Origin of the sequence: Streptomyces sp. Inha503 (assembly GCF_047215865.1) — a bacterium.
In the GTDB taxonomy this organism is placed as follows: domain Bacteria; phylum Actinomycetota; class Actinomycetes; order Streptomycetales; family Streptomycetaceae; genus Streptomyces; species Streptomyces lycopersici.
This window is the reverse complement of the sequence record NZ_CP178360.1, coordinates 4,233,509-4,250,096: the sequence shown is the minus strand read 5'-3', so window position 1 is coordinate 4,250,096 and position 16,588 is coordinate 4,233,509. Positions and strand designations below refer to the sequence as shown.

Below are 16,588 nucleotides of genomic sequence, written 5' to 3'. Positions count from 1 at the left end.
CTCCTTCATCGAGTGGCGAGCAGGCCGAGGAGGAACGACCTCAAGTCGTCGTCGAGGTACCAGTCGCCGGTGAACATCGCTTGCAGGGACCGGGCGAGGCTGTCACCCGTGTCCGGCTGCGTCTGCTGCTGCGCTAGGAGGCGCCCCAAGGCGGTGCGGTCGAGGATGCGGGCGCCGGGGCGACCGGTGTGCGTCCGCGTGAACCAGAACACCCTCTGCGCGGTATCCAGGTCCGGCAAGTGCCCGGCCAGGTGCTGCGCCAGGACGTGCGCGGCCGTACCGACTCCCGCGTCGCCGAGGTCGGCTACGGTCGCACGGCGTGCGTCGGGCTCGTAGCGGCCGACATCTCCGTCGACGGCGGTGAGTCGGCGGCCGTCCGGGGTAGCGAGCCAGTCCCTTGGGATGAGGCGCTGCACGTCGCGGACGGCGCGCTCGGCGTCCGGGGTGCTTTCCGGGCCGAAGACGATGCCCGCGTTGCCCCGGGGACCAAGGTCGCGGACGTCGGCCAGGGCCGCTGCGACGGCGTCGGGCACCGCGGCGGCGTACCGGCTGCGCAGGTCCTCCCACTCGCGGCGTGCGGCGGCAGCCTCCATCCGGGCGGCGGCGATCTCCACCTCGACGTCCGGGTCCTGGATGGTGCTGCTGGTCCGGGCAGCCTGGAGGTTGAGCAAGCGGCGCTCGGTGGCGGCCACGTAGTCGTCCGCGTGCTGAAGGGTGCCATGCGGATCGCCGCCGAAGTCGCCACCGAGCGCATCGGCCAGGCGGCGGGTCACGTCCTGGTCGACGTCGGTGCCAGCGGCCCGCAGGGCGGCCATCTGCCGCAGCGTGGAGAGGCCCGGACCGCCGTCGGAGGCCCGGTCCGGCACCCACCGGGTGCTGCTGGAACGGCCAGGAAGTCGGCCTGCGGCGAGCCGCGCCCACGTTGTCGGCTTCCACCACGAGACGCGGCGGGATGTCTGACCGAAGCGGCCACGCTCGGGCAGCAGATCCGCCCACTGGGACACCCGCGCGGCCAGCGACTCGCCCTCGACATCCGCGAGATTGAGCGCAGCGTGCAGACGCGCCAGGTGGCGGGACTCCGGCCAGTCGCGTACCCGGCGTACCAGACGACGCAGGAACACCTTCAGCCGAGACAGCCGGTCACGCGAGTTGCGCCACAACTCGGCAATCTTCCGGGCGGCGGCCTTCACCAGCTCGATCAGGCGACGGCCGATGCGCCCCAGCAGGGCGATCACGCGAGCGAGGAGACCAGGCTGCCGACCGGTGTCCGGGGCCGCCCGACGGACGATGCGCCGGGCGGTCGCCTGGCGGGTGCCGTTGAGCTGCGTCGTCAGGATCCGGGTGAGCGCGTCGATATCGGCCGGATTACCCCCGGCCTCTTGGAGCTGCCGCAGGAGCGCGGTCACAGCGTCGTCGACGTGCGTGGCGGCGTCGGAGGACCCGCCACCAACTGACGTGGAACGCCTGCCTGACGTGGCCGGGGTGCTATGACGAGGCACAGGGGAGGCGGTATTGACCTGGTCCGGGATAAGCCGCAGGAGACCGGCCGCCCGCTGGGCCAAGTCCTCATTGGACTCGCCGGGGAGGGGTGCGAGGTCGTTGATAGTGCGGAGCGCGGCCCGCACGGTCCGCTCGTGCGCCTTTTCACGGGCCCGACGGAGGGCCTGTTGGATGGCGGCGCGGTCGCGGCCAGTGATGCCTGCGGTGTTCAGGGCGGCGCTCGCGTCCTGGCGGGCGGCTCTGCGGGCGTCTTGCAGAGCCTCCGGGGTCAGGCGCTGGGCGATCTGCTCGCGCAGCGCGTGGATGTTGCCGGGCGGCTCGGTCCCGGCAACGGCCTCGTCGATGATGCGCACGGCCACCGTGCGGCTGTGGCCGGCGACGATCTGACGCCGCAGCGAGGCCAGCGGCGGGTTGGAGTCGCGCGGAGTGGGGGCGGGCGCCGGGTCCGCGGCGCCGTCGGCATCCGGGGAGGGCTCGGGGAGCTGCCACACGGGCATGGCGGCGTGGACCAGGCGACGCCTCCACTGCCGGTTCTCGTCCTCCAGAAGCAGGCTGCGCACCCCGCCGGGTCCTTCCTCCACGTCGATGACGCGGTAGACGTGAATCTCGTTGCTGCGGCGCTCGTCAGGCATAGCGATGACGTCGCCCTCGCTGATCTGGGCGGCGTTGGACGGGCGAGGGCGGTCGAGCCCTTCTGGAGCCGGGCGACCTGCGGCGCGGTCGAGGTGACCGGCCGCGCGCAGAGCGGCCCGTCCCTCGGGAGTGGCCGAGTCGGCGTTCGCCCGGAGTTGGGCGGCGAGCGCGGCGGCCTGGTCCGGCGTGACGGGAAGGTCGGCGCCGAGCCGGGCGGTGGCCTGCTGTGCCTCCGGATCGTCCTCGGGGCTGGTGCCGTGGTCGGCGATGGCGTCGCGATCCTCCGGGGTGAGGTCCGGGTCGACGGTGGGGCCGGTGACAGGGGCGAGCGCGGGCAGTGGCTCGTGCACCGTGAGGTCGTCGGCGGCCGGCGCGTCGTCCGGGCCGAGGGCCGGGGCGGTGCCGTTCGCCCCCTCGGCCTTGTGGATGACGGCTGTGGCGTCCATGTCGATGGTGCCCAGTTCGCCCGTCGTGGTGTCGGCGTAGTCGAGGGTGACGCGGTCGCCGTCGCGGTTGGTGTCTAGGACCCTCACGGTGGTCGGCATGCCGTCAAAGTCGAGAATGACGATGTCGCCCTCCGTGATCTCATCGGCGGTCGGCTCGCTGATGTCCGTGATGGGAGCGGCCTCGGGAGTGCCGTCGCGGACTTCGCCGACGACGCGGAGGCGAGCGGCGTCGCGCATGACGGTGCCCTGGGAGGTGGTGACCGTGATGCGGTCGCCGTCGGCCTCGTCGACCGGGCCGAGGAGCGCTCCGTGCTCGTCGGAGACCACGTGGCCGGTGCGAATTCGCTGGCCGGTGGAGGTCCAGCCTGCTGGGCGCTGGTCATCGGAATCGTCCACGGTGAGGGACGTGGGGGCGACGCCGTTTTCGGTGTCGCCGTTGGTCCACCGCACGGAGACCGTTGAGTCGGTGACACCGGTGACGGTGCCTTCACGGCCTCCAGTGCCGGTGACATGGCTGCCGGGGAAGAGGCCGCGGCCACGGGTGTCGGTGGCGATGGTGTCCGGCAGGTCGCCGCTGATGACGTCGCCTTGGGCACCGCTCGTGGGGGCGCCGGGGGTAGCGTTCTCGGGAGCTTCGGCGCGTGCAGCGTTGGCGTTGAGCGGAGTGTAGACCGTGCCTCGGCTGCCCGTGCGGCCGTCAGGGGTCTCGCCGATCGTCGTACGCCACATGTCTTCAGTGCGGCCCCGGTGGGTCACGGTGATTCGCTCAGGGGTGTCGAGGACGTATCCGGCTCGGGTCACGGCGCGGCCTTGGCGAGTCGTGCCGTCGATGCGCGCCATGTCTCCGGGCTGGAGCTGGCCGACACTGGCCCAGTGCGCGGGCTGCCCGCCGATGGGCTCGGGCTCCGGCCGGAGCTCGGGCTCGGGAGTGGCCTCGTCGGTGTTGTCGGAGGTCTGCGTCCGTTCCGGCTCCCGATGGGGCTCAAAGGCTGGGTCGGCATTCTGTGCCGGTGCGTCGTCGGTGCTGGTGCGCGCGGACTCTGAGTCGTCGGCGCGATTCGCCCCGGGGGCCGCCGCGGCGTCGGGGGTGTCGTCCCTGCGGCGGTTGTCCGGGACGTGCGGGGTGCTCTCGGCCGGGGATGGCTGGTCTGCCGTGCCCGTACGCGGCTCGTCGGCGTCGCCGCGGGCGGGCATCCCCTCGCCGACGGATGGCTCTCGTGGAGTGCTGGGCGCGGCCGGGACCGCTCCGTCCGGTTCGTCGACAGGTGCGCCCGGAACCCGGCTCTCGTCCTGGGAGAACCCGGCACGCAGTCGCTCCGCCCAGAAGGACCGGCGCTCAAGGTCCTTGAGCGCATCGTGGTCCTGCGGCTTGCCCTGAGCAGTGGACAGGGCGTCGCGCAGCCACTGGAACTCTTCTCGGACATGCTCCAAGTCCTGCGCCAAGTTCCCACTCGGCGACTTCTGCGAGCGGATCGACTCGATGAGGTGGACGAGCCGGTCGTAGCGCTCCTGGACCGACGGATCGTTGCTGAGGCTTTCGGGGAGTTCTGGCAGCTCCGGGTTGTGGCCGGCGAGATGTGCCTTCACCGTGTCCCAGGCATCCGCGCTGGGGTTCGCGGCGTTGGCAGGGTTCTGCTCGGCCCGCACGACCAGGTTGGCGACGGCCAGGTTCCGTGTGGCGGAGCGGCTGTTGTGGTCATGGTTGATCGTCAACAACGGCGTCGCGTCCCACATCGGCCCGTGGTTGTCCGAGTTCTGGGCTACGTCGCGCACGGTGCCGATCCGACGACCGTCCATCCACACGTCGAATGTGCCGGTGCCGACGGTGGTCAGGCGGAGTTCGGCGCGCTCGGCAAAGGCGCGCACCTGGTCGGCGCCGCCGAAGCGGCGATTCGCGTCCTCCTCGGGCTCCGGCATCAGGGTGAACGACGGCAGGTCGATGCCGGGCGCCGTGATGGTGCCCACGTCAGGCGTGGTCTCGTCAGTGGCAGCTGCGGCGAGGCGCTGCTCCTCCTCGTACTGCTGGCGCTCGACCTTCTCGTCCGCGCGGCGTCGCTGCTTGAACTGGTTGTAGGTGAGGCGTCCGCCGTTGGCGGCGAACCACTCGATCAGTTCCTCGCTGGCGTAGTCCTGCCACCGGCCGAACCGGGACAGAGAGCCGCCGGAGAATAGATCGCGCTCACTGACGGGCGGGAGGCTCCGGCTTGCCCTACTGAAGAAGTAGCCGTTCGTGGCGTCGATCGCGGCGGAGTAGCGAGCCTCGTCGATGTCCTGGAACTCACGCTGGAGGCGCTTCTCGCGGGTCTGGGGGCGGCGAGTGACGTCGGAGGTACCGAAGCCCAGGGCGGCGTCCATCGCCTCGCCGCGGCGTCGAACCTCCTCATCGTCGGCTGCCGGCGTGCTCGGGATGGCATCCCGTAGCCGCTGGTCGGCGGCGTCGCGCTGGTCCATCTCCGCGGCGACACGCATCTGGTCGTTCTCGGAGAGTCCCGCTCCCCACGCGGCGGCGAGTTCATCGTCGCTTAGGCCGGTCAGGTCATCCGGGAGCGTGACGGCGGGCGTCGGCTCCGGACTGCTGCTGTCCGGGTCGTCGCCCTCCTGGAACAGGTCGCGCATCGCACGCAGGGCCTCGGGCAGCGTACGGCCCTGGCGGTCGCGCCACTGGTCGATAGCCGCCGGGCTAATGGGCTGGTGCCAGTCAATCGGCTTTCCGTCCGCGTCGGTGGTGATCTCGAACAGGTCGGCAAGGTCGCGGGCGTCGTGAGCGTCACGCGCGATGAGCGTGATACTGCCGAAGCGACCACCGTTGCGGGCTTGGGCGAACTGCCAGAGCCTCATCCCGTCGGCGGTGTCGTCGGTCGTCCAGGTGACCAGGCCGCCGCCGGAGGACAGCGTGAGTGTGGGGTTATCGGCGAGCTGTGCGAGGAACCTGCGCCGCTCAGGGGTGTTCTCCTCCGCAGTCAGCCGGTCACCGCGGCGCCACACGTCGCGCAGGTCGGCCACGGTACGGGGCGACCCATGGTCGGGCGGCTCGCCGTCGCGTCCCGCGCCATTGCCGTCCGCACCGCCGCTGCCCCTGCTGGCCGGGATGCGCGGCAGGTCACGCCGGGGCATGCCGGGGCTGCCCGGCCCGTCGTCGCCTCGGTCTCCACGGCGCCGACGGCGACGCCGGTCACGGTCGTCTTCGTCGCCCTGGGCGTCCGGCTCGTCAGCACCTGCCCCGGTCTCGTCGTTGAGGTCGGGGCCTTCCGGCACCCGCGGGCCACCGTCGGCGCCGACGGGAGCGTCGGCGGGCGAGGCGCCGTCGGTGTCCCGCCGGTCTCGCCGGTGGTGCTGGTCGTCATCCTCGTTCTGCCGCTGAGTGTCGTCCTCCTCCTGCTGGTCGTCGTGTCGCTCCGGCTCGCGGACCTCGTCGCGTGCGGCGCCCTCGTTCTCCGGCCGGGCGGTGTCGCTGGCGTCGCGGTTGTCGGCCGCGGCGCTCCCCGTGGTGTCGTGGTTGTCGGAGCGGTCAGCGTCGAGAACATCGCCTTCGCCGCCGTGGTGGGGGTCAGACGTGGGTCGCTCGTCGCGGTTGTCGTCGGTGATCTCCTCGTCGGGATGTCGCAGCCGAAGCTGGGCGTCGCGGCCGTAGAACCGTTCCCTCTCACCATCGTCGGTGACGATCCGGACCCGGCCCCGGCCGGTGACCTTCGGCGGCTCAGTGACCGTGTGCGTGCGTCCGTTCGCATCGGTGTACCGGTCGCCCTCCGCCAGTTCCTCGGGGCGGCGCATATGGACCGGGCGGAGACGGCTGGTGTCACGGCCCTCGTGGTCCGCGAACATATCCGGCGTGCCGAACGAATCATCGGGCTGGTCGAGTGGGTTGTTCGGATCGGCGACCTGGGGAGCCCGCTGCTCCGGCACATCGACGTTGAAGAGGCCACCTTCCGGCTCGGTGGGCTCAGTCTTCCTCGGCTCGGGCTTCGGCGTGCGCCCCGCACGGCGGTCCTTCTCCGCTTCCAACACGGCCATGCGGGTGCGATCGGATCCGATCAGCTCGCCGTTGGCCATCTCCCGTTCCACCAGGGCCACGATCTCGTCGGCGATCTCCTGATCGGACATAGCCGACGGCGCCTTGGTGCCCTCGGGGCGAATCGCGTCGAGCTGCTGAGCTACCTCGTCACGATCGAGGCTGACCATGTCGTCGGCGGTGTCCGTCTCGGGCGTGCTTGTTGCGTCCGGGGTATCCCTACGCGTGCTGGTCAGCTCGTCCGGCCGGAATGTGGCGCGGCCGCGGCCATTACCGACGTTGACTGAGCCGTCAGGGTTTTCACTGTTGACGTACCAACCCTGGCCGTCGGGGTCGGTTACGGGCTCGTTGAACCGGAAGCGGCCCGCGATGAGGTTGCCTCCCTGAGCCGGTGCATGCTGGTCGGTTTCGTGCTCCTCCGGGTCGTCGTCGCTGGGTGCGGCGGGCGTCGACGGGAGGTCGCGGCCACCGTTACCGCCGTCCCCCGTGGCCACTGTGGTGTCCGGCTCGTCAGCGGTCTGTTCCTCCGTGGTGTCGCTGCTGTCGTCTCCGTCGGGGCGGATCTGGTCGAGGGTCTGGGAGACTTCCTCGGCGGATAGCCGGACCCGGTCCCGCTCCTCCGGCATCTCCGGCTTCTCGGCACGCTCCGGCTCGGGAAACTTGCGGTCGAAGTCTTCGAGGGTGAGCACTGCGGCGCCGACCGCGGCCTTGAGCGGGATACGGGCCTCGTACCGTTCCTCGACGATTTCCTGGCGTTGCGCCTTGGTCAGCTCCTTGTCGAGTTCGTCCTCGTCGATCTCGGGGAGCTTGTCAAGGTCGGCGATCCGGCCGACCACGTCGTCCAGCAGGTTCGCGCGGGCCCGCGCGTGCTCGATCTGCGGTGTGAAGTCCGCGGCTACCTGCGCCGACTGGAGGAGGGCTATCTGCTCGTCAAGTTCGGGCAGCCGCGCTCGGTCCGCCTGCTGGAGGGCGGGTGCCTTCTCCAGCGCGTTGGTGAGTCGGGTGATCATGCCCGACCCGGCGCCCTTCTTCTTCAGATCCTCCGGTCCGCGCTCGAAGTCGGAGCGGGCCAGTTCGGGGAAGCCGACGTGCGCGACGAGCTTGCCGTCCGCGCGGCGTTCGGTGCGCACACCAAAGTCGAGGCCGCCGAACTGGCCCAGGACCTTCCATGGGCCCATGCCGTCGCGGTCGTGCTCCAGGAGCTGGGTGGTGACCTGCCGGTGCAGGGCTGCCGCGGCGTCGGAGCGCTCGGTGTACGACATGCCGCCGAGGTTCATAGCGAAGGAGTCGCGGACGTCGCGGATACGGGGCAGGGATTCCTCGCGGCGGGCGATGCCGTCACGGGTGTCGGCGAGTTCCTGCTGAAGGTCGGCCAGGGTCTCCTGACGGCGGACGCGTTCGGCGGCCTCGTTGTGCTGGTCGATCTCCAGGTCGCGCAGCATGCGGCGGGCCTTCATGAGCTGGCTCATGTAGGGGTTGCCGCCGATCTCGGCTTCCATCGTCTCGTAGTCGGGGTAGTCGACGTCGAGTTCCGTGACGGTGTCGCGGGTGTCGCTGTCGGCCATCTCCGGGCGCTGGATGTCGATCAGGCCCTCGGCCTTGGAGGCGACGAACCCGGCCTTCCACCCGTCGAGGCTGCCCTTGGTTGCGAAGACGTCGATCTCGACTTCAGCGTTCTGGTTGCCGTAGCGCAGGATGCGGCCGTTGCGCTGTTCCATCTGCGCAGCGCCCCAGTCGAGGTCGACGTGGGTCAGCGACACCATGCGGTTCTGGGCGTTCATGCCGGTGCCGGCGACGCTGCTGGAGCCGATGAGGACGGCTATGTCGCCGTCGCGGGCCTTGCGGAACAGCTCGGCCAGTTCCTCGGGCTTGCCCGTCTTCTTGTGGTCCTGGACGAACGCGATCCGCTCGGCCGGGATACCGCCTGCGACCATGAGCTGCTTGAGCTCGGCGTACGCGTCGAAGCTGCCGCGGTTGTTGCCGCCCGGTACTCCCTCGTTCAGGAAGATCATCTGAAGGGCGCCGGGAACCGGGTGGTCCTCGGTGCTGCCGTAATACGTCTTGTAGACGCGGTCCTTGTGCTGGTTGTAACGCTCGACGTGCCTGGTAGCGACGGCGGCGAGCTTGTTGCCCGCCGGGGACTTGGCGTCGACGAGCCGCGGGTCCAGCGCCACGGACGTGCCCTCGTTGGACACGGCGAGCATGTTGTCCTGTGAGCGGTCGACGTCTCCGTTGTGAATCGCGCGGCCGCGGGCGACCAGCCGCTTGAGGCGGGCTGTCTGGTCCTTGGTCGGGTTGACCATGACCAGGTTGGGGCCACCGTTCGCGATCTTCGGACGCGGGATGCCAACGTCGTCAGCGCGCTTGGTGTCCGCGACGAGGCCCCACATCGTCTTCATGGCACGGCGGTTGTGGAACTCGGCGAACCGCTCGACGATTCGCAGACCCGAGCCGTCAGGGGCGTTCTCGACGCGGAGTGTCTTGCGGCCGAACGTCGCGGCCCACAGGTCCGGGGCTCCGGCGTTGTAGGAGTCCAGGACCCACGGGGCGGCCAGTGCGAGCATGGTGAACTGCTCGGTGATCGAATTGCTGAGGGGCGTGCCGGTGGCCAGGGTGACGGTGGCGCGGCCGGCGCGGCGGCGGTGCAGGTCGGTGAGCTTCTGGTGCAGGTCAATGCCGCGGATCGACGCGGGGTCGCCGCCACCCTCGCGGGAGCGGAAGCCAACGCCCTTGTACCGGTGGGCCTCGTCGATGACCGCGTAGTCGAATCCGAGGTCGTCCCAGTACGTCTGGCCCGGCGTGCGCATCGGTGCCGCGTTCTTGCTGATCTTGTTCTGGACCGTCGCGATCCGCTGCTCGATCTTGGCGACGATGAACGGATGATCCGGATTGGTCGCGTCCTCGTACTGCCGGTCGAGCTGTTCTCGCAGAGCCTCCAGCTCCCGGAACTCGTACTCCTCCTGCGCCTCCGGCGACATCTTGATCGAGCCGAACGCGGGCTCTGTGAAGATCACCAGGTCCGGCTTGTTGGCGCGCAGCCACTCCAGTGTGCTGTCGCGGCGCCCGTCGGCGAGGTCCCCGCTCGTGATCAGGTGGATCTCGGCGTTGGGGTACAGGAACCGGGCCTCGTCGTACCACTGCTGCGCGAGGTGGTCGGGGACGACGGCGTACGGCTTCTCGATCTGCCCGGATGCTTTGAGCGCCTGGGTGCCCAGGACGAGCGTGGACGTCTTGCCTAGGCCCACTTCGTGGGCGAGGATCACCGACCGCTCGAACTGCATGCGGGCGGCACCGCTCAACTGCCAGGAGTGCGGGGTGCGGTCCGGGGTGAAGCCGTCCAAGGACGGGCTCATGCCGTCGTACGAACGGACGACGTGCCCGTTCATGATCTTGTTGTAGGAGTCAGTCAGCCGCGTGAGGCGTTCGGCGTTGGCCGTCGCGTACTTCGCGAACTCCGACCGCATCTGGTCGGCTTTCTGCCGGACCAGGCGGGACGTTTCTTCATCGACGTCCCGGCGCTTGTCGTCGTGGTAGATCGTCAGTGAGCCGTGGCCGAGGATGGCGCGGGCGATCTCGACGGCGCCCTTGCCCTTGGTACCCTTCTCCTCGTTGGCCGGGACGCCATACATGACGTTGTTGGCCTGCGGGACCTTGCCCGTGTAGAGCATCCAGCCGTAGCGGTCGTCGTGCGCAACGCGCAGCGTCCGGTCGCCCAGGTACTCGCGTAGGAAGCCCTGAAGCAGCTCCGGCGGCGTCCAGTGCGCGCCCATCTCCGGGGTGAACTCGCCGATGGTGCGGTCAGTCGGCTGGACCGCCTCGAGCGCGGAGACGTTGACGGCGAACGCTGGGTCCTTCTCGGCAGCGCGGCGCGCGGCTTCGAGCTTGTCGCGGACAGGGCCGGACAGGTAGGCGCCGGCCAGTTCCAAGCGTCCGGTGGACGGGTCGGTGAAGACCTCCGCGCCCAGCGCCCGGAGGGCGTCCTGCGGGTCCATGTCCAGCAGGCGCGCGATCTTGCCGAGGTCGACCTCTCCGGTCGCTGCGACGACCGCGGATAGGGCCGTCTTAGGGTCGTCGGTGCGCGAGAGCGGCTGGCGGCGGGCCGCGGCCCGCTCGGTGAAGACGCGCGAGAGGATCGGCTCCTGCTTGTCCGCGTCCCACCGCTCCAGGGCGAGGACCGACCCGGCATCCGGGTCGGAGCGGAAGTAGCCCCACGCGGTCGGCGTGCGCTCCTCCGACCCGTCCGGGCGGGTGCCGGTCTTCATACTGCGGAACTGGCCCGGCTTCGAGAGCGGGCCGTACTGCTCGACGTACGCGGTGTGCAGGTCGCGGAGCTGGGCGCGCAGTTTCTCGGCGCGTTCGTCTTCGTCGTTCTTGCGGTCCAGCGCCCGTAGTTCGGCGGCGACGTCGCGCAGCTGCATCAGGGCGCGGAGCTGGTCACCTCGGTCGTCGGACGGCTCGACAGCGACGGGGTTGCCGCCGTTGACGTGCTGGTAGAGCTTGCCGTCGTCACCCTCGTAGAGGCGGCCGGTCCAGTCGTTGGCGTGCTTCTCCCGCGCGGTCTGCAAGAACACGGGCGGCCGATTGTCGCCGTCGGGGTGCGGCTCGTAGCCGTTGCCGTCAGCCTTCGCCTTGTCGGCGATGTCCTTCAACGCGTCCCGGAGTTGTTCGGCGGCCTTGGCCGGGTTGCCCTTGACGGTCAGGCGCGGCCCGTACGGGGACGACTCGGTTGTCAGGTCGCCGAGCACATGCTCGGGATGCGCGGTGAAGTACGCATTGACGTGCTCGCGGACGTTCCCGATCCTCCGCTCGGGCGCATTCAGCCACGAGGTGTCGCCCGGCTCGTCACCATCGGCGCGGCGCCGCAGCACGAGGACGTCGGTGACGACGCTGGTGCCAGCATCGTTGAAGACGCCGGACGGCAGGCGGACAGCACCGATGAGGTCGCCGTACTTGGCGATCTGCTTGCGGGCCCTGTCGCCCTTGGAGTCGAGGGTGTGCCGGGAGGTGATGAGTAGGGTGATGCCACCCGGCCTCGTCAGCGCGAGTTCCTTGGTGATGAACCCGTTGTGCAAGCTCTCCGCGGGGTACCGCTTGTCGCCGAACGGCACCGAGGCGAAGGGGACGTTTCCGATGCTCGCGTCGAACGTACCGGGGTGGGCGTCGGTCTCGGCGAAGTTCTCGTTCAGGACGTTGGCGTCCGGGTAGATCGCCTTCGCGATCCGCGCGGTCGTCGGGTCCAGCTCGATGCCGGTGAGCCGGGCGCCCTCCGGGGACACGCCGAAGAACGTGCCGGAGCCGGACCCGGCCTCGAGGACGTCACCGCGGTCGAACCCGAGCGCCTTCAAGCCGTCCCACATCGCCTCGGCAATGGGCTGCGGCGTGTAGTGCATCGACAGCGTGCCACGCCGAGCCTGCTGCCACTCCAGCGGCGTCAGCTCGTTGGAGAGCATGGTGCGCAGCTCGCGGTACTCCGCCCAACGGGCGTGGTCCTGTGCGAACTTGCCGTACCGGGCACCGCCCTGCTGGTAGCGCGGCTCCTTCTCGTTCGGCTCCGACGCGAACATGATCGGAACCGAGCCCCACCCGGTCCAGCGGGCGAGGGTGACCTTCTCCTTCTGGGTGGCCGGACGGTTCTCCCGCTCCAGCCGCTTCAGGACCCGGATCGCCTCGACGTTCGCGGCGGCACGCTGGATTGGTCCCTTGGTGGCGGCGTCGGCCGGGTTCGGCCGGAAGCGCGGTGCTACATGTCGTACACCGCGTCCTTCAGCGCTTGCAGATCCCGCATCTCCGGGCTGAGCGTCGGCGCCCCCTCGGTCTCCGGTTCCGGCTCCGGCAGCAGATCCCGCAGCACCATCGCGGTCGCGTCCCGCCTGATCTGCTTGATCTGACCCGCCCGAGCCTCGTACTCCGTCGCCGTCGGCACGGTCTCCTCCAGCGCCTCCTCGGCTACCAGAATCGCCGTCTCGATCTCCCTGCCCTTGTTCAGGAAGAACGTCTCCGGATCGGTCATCTGCGCCAGCTCCCGCGGCCGGTGCCGCGTCCAGTGATCCCTGGCCACCTGGCTGTAGATGCTCACCATCAGCCCCTTCGTCCGTTCTGAGAGCCGCGCGCAGGGCTGCCTGCTGCGCCTCGATCTCCTGGCGGGAGATGACCTTGCGGTCGTCGTCCCCGCCATCCTTGCGTACTGCGGTGCGCTGCGCGTCGATCCCGTGCAGTGCAGCGTTGATGGAGGCCAGCCGGCTACGGGCCTTCGACCGGTCTGACGAGTCCAATTCACGGTCGCTGGCCCGCAGCATCATCTCGCGGGACAGTTCCTCGGTGACACGGTGGAACTCGGCGAGCAGGCCCTCGGGTACGTCCAGGTTGGCGCCCTTGCCGGTCTTCCCCGTCAGCGGGTTCCGATCGTCGGACCAGCCGTAACCGTGACTCTTGAACAGGTCGTAGAGGGTCTGACGCTCCTTGCTCGCCGAAGGGAAGGAGTCGGCGCGGCGGGAGGACTGGTACAGCTCGAAGAACATCTTCGGCACCCACACGCGCCGCACGGAGCCGTACAGGCGCACCGGCTCGGTGGCGGGGTCGGTGTCGTAGCTGTCGACGATGGCGGCCAGAGCCTCGGTCATGCTCGGGAAGGCGCCCAGGATGCCGCCGTGGCTCTGGCGTTGCGCATTCCATCCGGCCTTGTGGCCGCCCGCGTACGAGTCGTACTCGTGGTAGCTGACCTTGCCGTAGTCGTTGTCATCGACCCGGACGGAGGTGCCGTACGAGCCGCCAGCACGGATCGGGTCCTCGCGGGTGTCGGCCCGTCGAACGGTCTGCTCACGGCCCTCGGCGCCGCGGCGGTTCTGCTCGTCGAAGAGGGCCTTCAGCCGCTCCTCCAGTGCCTCCAGTTCCCGGCCACTGGCGAGGTTCCGGTTCTTGTGGAGGTTCCGGAACTCCTTGATCAGATCCCCGTCGCTGAGTCCGGCCGGGTCGGGTCCGTTGCGGTAGACGTTTGCCTTGCGGTTCTGCCGCTCCTCGTACACGGCGTGTCGGCGGGCGGCCAGGATCTTGTTCTGTTCGTCACCGAGGCGCCGCATGCGGATGGGCAGCCCCAGGAACTCCGCCTCCAGGGCGCCGTCGTCGAGGTCCTGGACCGGTGGACGCTGCTGGATGTCGCGGAGCTGCCGGGTCTGCTGCTCGGTCTCGGCCTCCTCCAGGCGGTTGCCCAGCTCGTTGTGCAGGTCGCGCTCCGGGGCCAGGTCCTCGTCCTGGTTGTTCGTGTTCGACGGCTTGTGCGTGCGCTGCCGGGTCTCCAGCTCCTTGGCGTACGCGGCGAGTTCGTCGTCGCCCAGGTTCTCCGGGGCGCCGTACTGCGAGAGCCGTTCGTTCGTGCGGCGACGACGGTCGGCGTACAGGGCCTGCTCGTCCTCGTTGAGGAGATCACCGCGGCGGGAGCCATACGTACTGCGGTCACGTTCGGAGCGGTTGATGGCCTCGGTGAGGTCGTCATCGCTCATCGAGGCCGCGCGGTCCTGCGCGCTCGGCTTCGCCTCCGGCTCGTCGCGGCTGTCTTCGTCATTCTTGGCGATGCGGCGCCGGTCGAGTTCCGCCTCGACTTTCTGTAGAGCGGCGCGCGCCCGCTGCTTCCGGGTCGGAGTCGTGGCGACCTGGGCGTGGATCTTGAGGTTGTCACGGTGCCCGCGTAGGTCTGCGTCGGACAAGGCGCGCAACTTCTTGGCGTCCTCGTCGAGGTGTTCGGGGGCGTCGGAGGCACGGGTGTTGGCGTCCTCGTCGGTGATGCGGACATTGCGGCCTTGGCGGGCGAACGCGGCGAGGACTTGCGCAGCCTTGCGGTCGCGGGTCTCCGGCTTCCACTGGGTGCCGGTGATTCTTGCGTTCTGGACGGGCGACCAGGCCAGCTTTCCGGCGGCGCCGACGGCCCTGTCGTCCCGTGCGTCGTTCTTGATCGTGCCGCGGACGGCGATGACCCGCTTGCCCTTGTGGGTGGTCCACGCCAGGTGCACATGGTCGGCCTGCGACGGGTTGGTGGTGGCGAGGTGGTGGCGGGCGATGATCTGGTCCGCCGAGGACAAGCTGTCGCCAATCGGGATGTAGACGCCGTCGACTGTGGCGTGCCTGTCGGCGTAGCCGCCGACCACGCGTCCGACGAGCTTGCCGTCCGGTGCGTACACGGTGACGTTCCCGGAGGACCAGGTGGTCCAGTAGCCATCCACGCCATCGACGGGCTCAGCGTCCTCCGGTACGCCTGCCGGCCGCCCGTCGGCCTTGGGCTCCGGGGTCTCCTCCGGCTGGGGGTCGGCCTCGGGCTCAGTCTCCGGTCTCTGCTGCTCGTCCGGGGCGTTCTGCGGCTCGGGGACGTCGGCGGGAACAGCCGACGCATCGGCGGCGGGCTCGGGGGTCTGCTCGGCGGGTGCGTCCGCCTTCGGGACCTGGTCCTCGTCGTCGCCGAAGGGACGGCGGCGCAGTGTCTCGGCGAGCCGGTCGGTGGCGATGCTGTGCTTCGGCGGGTGCTCCTGGTCCCACAGGGCGCGGGCGGCCGTCCACTCCTGGTGGTAGTCGCGGCCCTCGGCGGAGCGCCACGTCCTGCGGTACTCATCGAACTTGGGGTCGGAGAAGTCAAGGGCGTTGCCCTGCTCGTCCTTGAGCCTGCCGACGATGTGCTCGGCGAACCCCTTGGCGTCGGCCTGCCGGTCGAACCACCACGGCATCTGCTGACCGGTGCCGGTGGCGTACAGGTACCAGTCGCCTTCGACCCGGCGGGCGGCGAACTGGCCGTCACCGACCAGCTTGAGGCGCTGCTCCTTGATGAGACTGTCGAGGTCCTGGGCGTTGCGCCGGTCCTGCTCGCTGCTGGAGGCGCGCAGGGCCTCGGATCGCTGGGCCCAGTTGTCGCGGACCTGCTGGAGCGTGGTGAAACGCTCGCGGGGCTGGGGGCGCTGCCGCTTGGGCGCCGGGGGCTGCGGAGCGTTTCCGTTCTCGCGGGAGGCGCCGAAATCCCGCACTGCGCGACGAATGGCCTGCTCAGCGTCCTCACCTTTGGTGGAGCGCCATGTCAGGAACCAGTCGCCGATCTTGGGGTCCGAGAAGTCGATCGGCTCGTTGAACTCGCCCGGCATGATGTGCCCGTTGCGGACGTGCTCGTTGATGTACTCGGCCGCCGCTTCGGCTTCATCGCGGGTGGCGAAGTCGCCGACGTCAAGGAACCCGCCGGTGCCGGTCGAGGTGAGGTACCAGCGGCCGTTCGCATCGTCGCGGGTGGTGACGAGGCCGCCGGACGGGGTGATCTCCAGGTCCTCGTCACCGGCCAGACGGCGCAGCGCCGGTGCGTTGGCGCCTGGCTGCTGGGCCAGGTCGAGGAAGTGTCGGCGCACCGCTGCGGTGTCCTCGAACCGGGCCCCGGCGCGGGCCCTGCGGTTGGGCAGGGCCTCGATGTCGACGTCGTGGTGCCCTCCCTCGGGCTCGTCCTGGTCGTCGCCGGGGCCGTCGCCTTCGTCGTCGCCGATGGCGTTGCCCTCGTCGTCGACGTCGTGTGGCGTGTCCGGGGTATCCGGGTCGCCGTGGTCGTCGCGGGACAGGCCCAGGCCGCGCCGTTCGTCCTGCTCGCGGCGGGCGTCTTCGACCTCGACCTTCTGTTGGTTCGAGGTGGGAGCGCTGCCGTCAGGGCGCGCCACCATCGTGATCCAACGGGCACTGGTGCTGTGACGTTGCCCGGTGTACGTGCCATCGGCGGTGCGGTCCTGGACGAGGACACGGTCACGCGGAAGGGCGCGGACAACGCGGGCGAGCTTCCCCGACCAGAGGCGGGCAATGCCACCGGTCTCGATGAACCGGCCCTTCGAATCCCGAGGATGGAGGGCAGGGTTCCACGGCCGTCGTACGGACTTGGTCTCAAGGGCGCGACTCAGCCCGACCGAGGAAGCGGTGCGATTCTGCATGGCGCGGACCATGCACAGCGCGGGTGGTTAGCGTCGCGCGCTGCCGAGCCGTCCCGCGTCGACCG

Annotated in this window: 1 protein-coding gene; it reads right to left on the bottom strand. The window is 70.0% G+C overall.

The genetic code is table 11. The features are described from left to right. Nucleotides 1–5: 5 nt before the first annotated feature. On the bottom strand, nucleotides 6–16,523 hold the full coding sequence (locus ACJX2R_RS17625) for a hypothetical protein (RefSeq protein ID WP_413100898.1): 16,518 nt from the start codon (nucleotides 16,521–16,523) through the stop codon (nucleotides 6–8). Nucleotides 16,524–16,588: the final 65 nt, after the last annotated feature.

Bases quoted from the DNA above. Each gene is read 5' to 3' on its own strand.
- ACJX2R_RS17625 (WP_413100898.1), bottom strand. From the start codon at position 16,523: ATGCAGAATCGCACCGCTTCCTCGGTCGGGCTGAGTCGCGCCCTTGAG.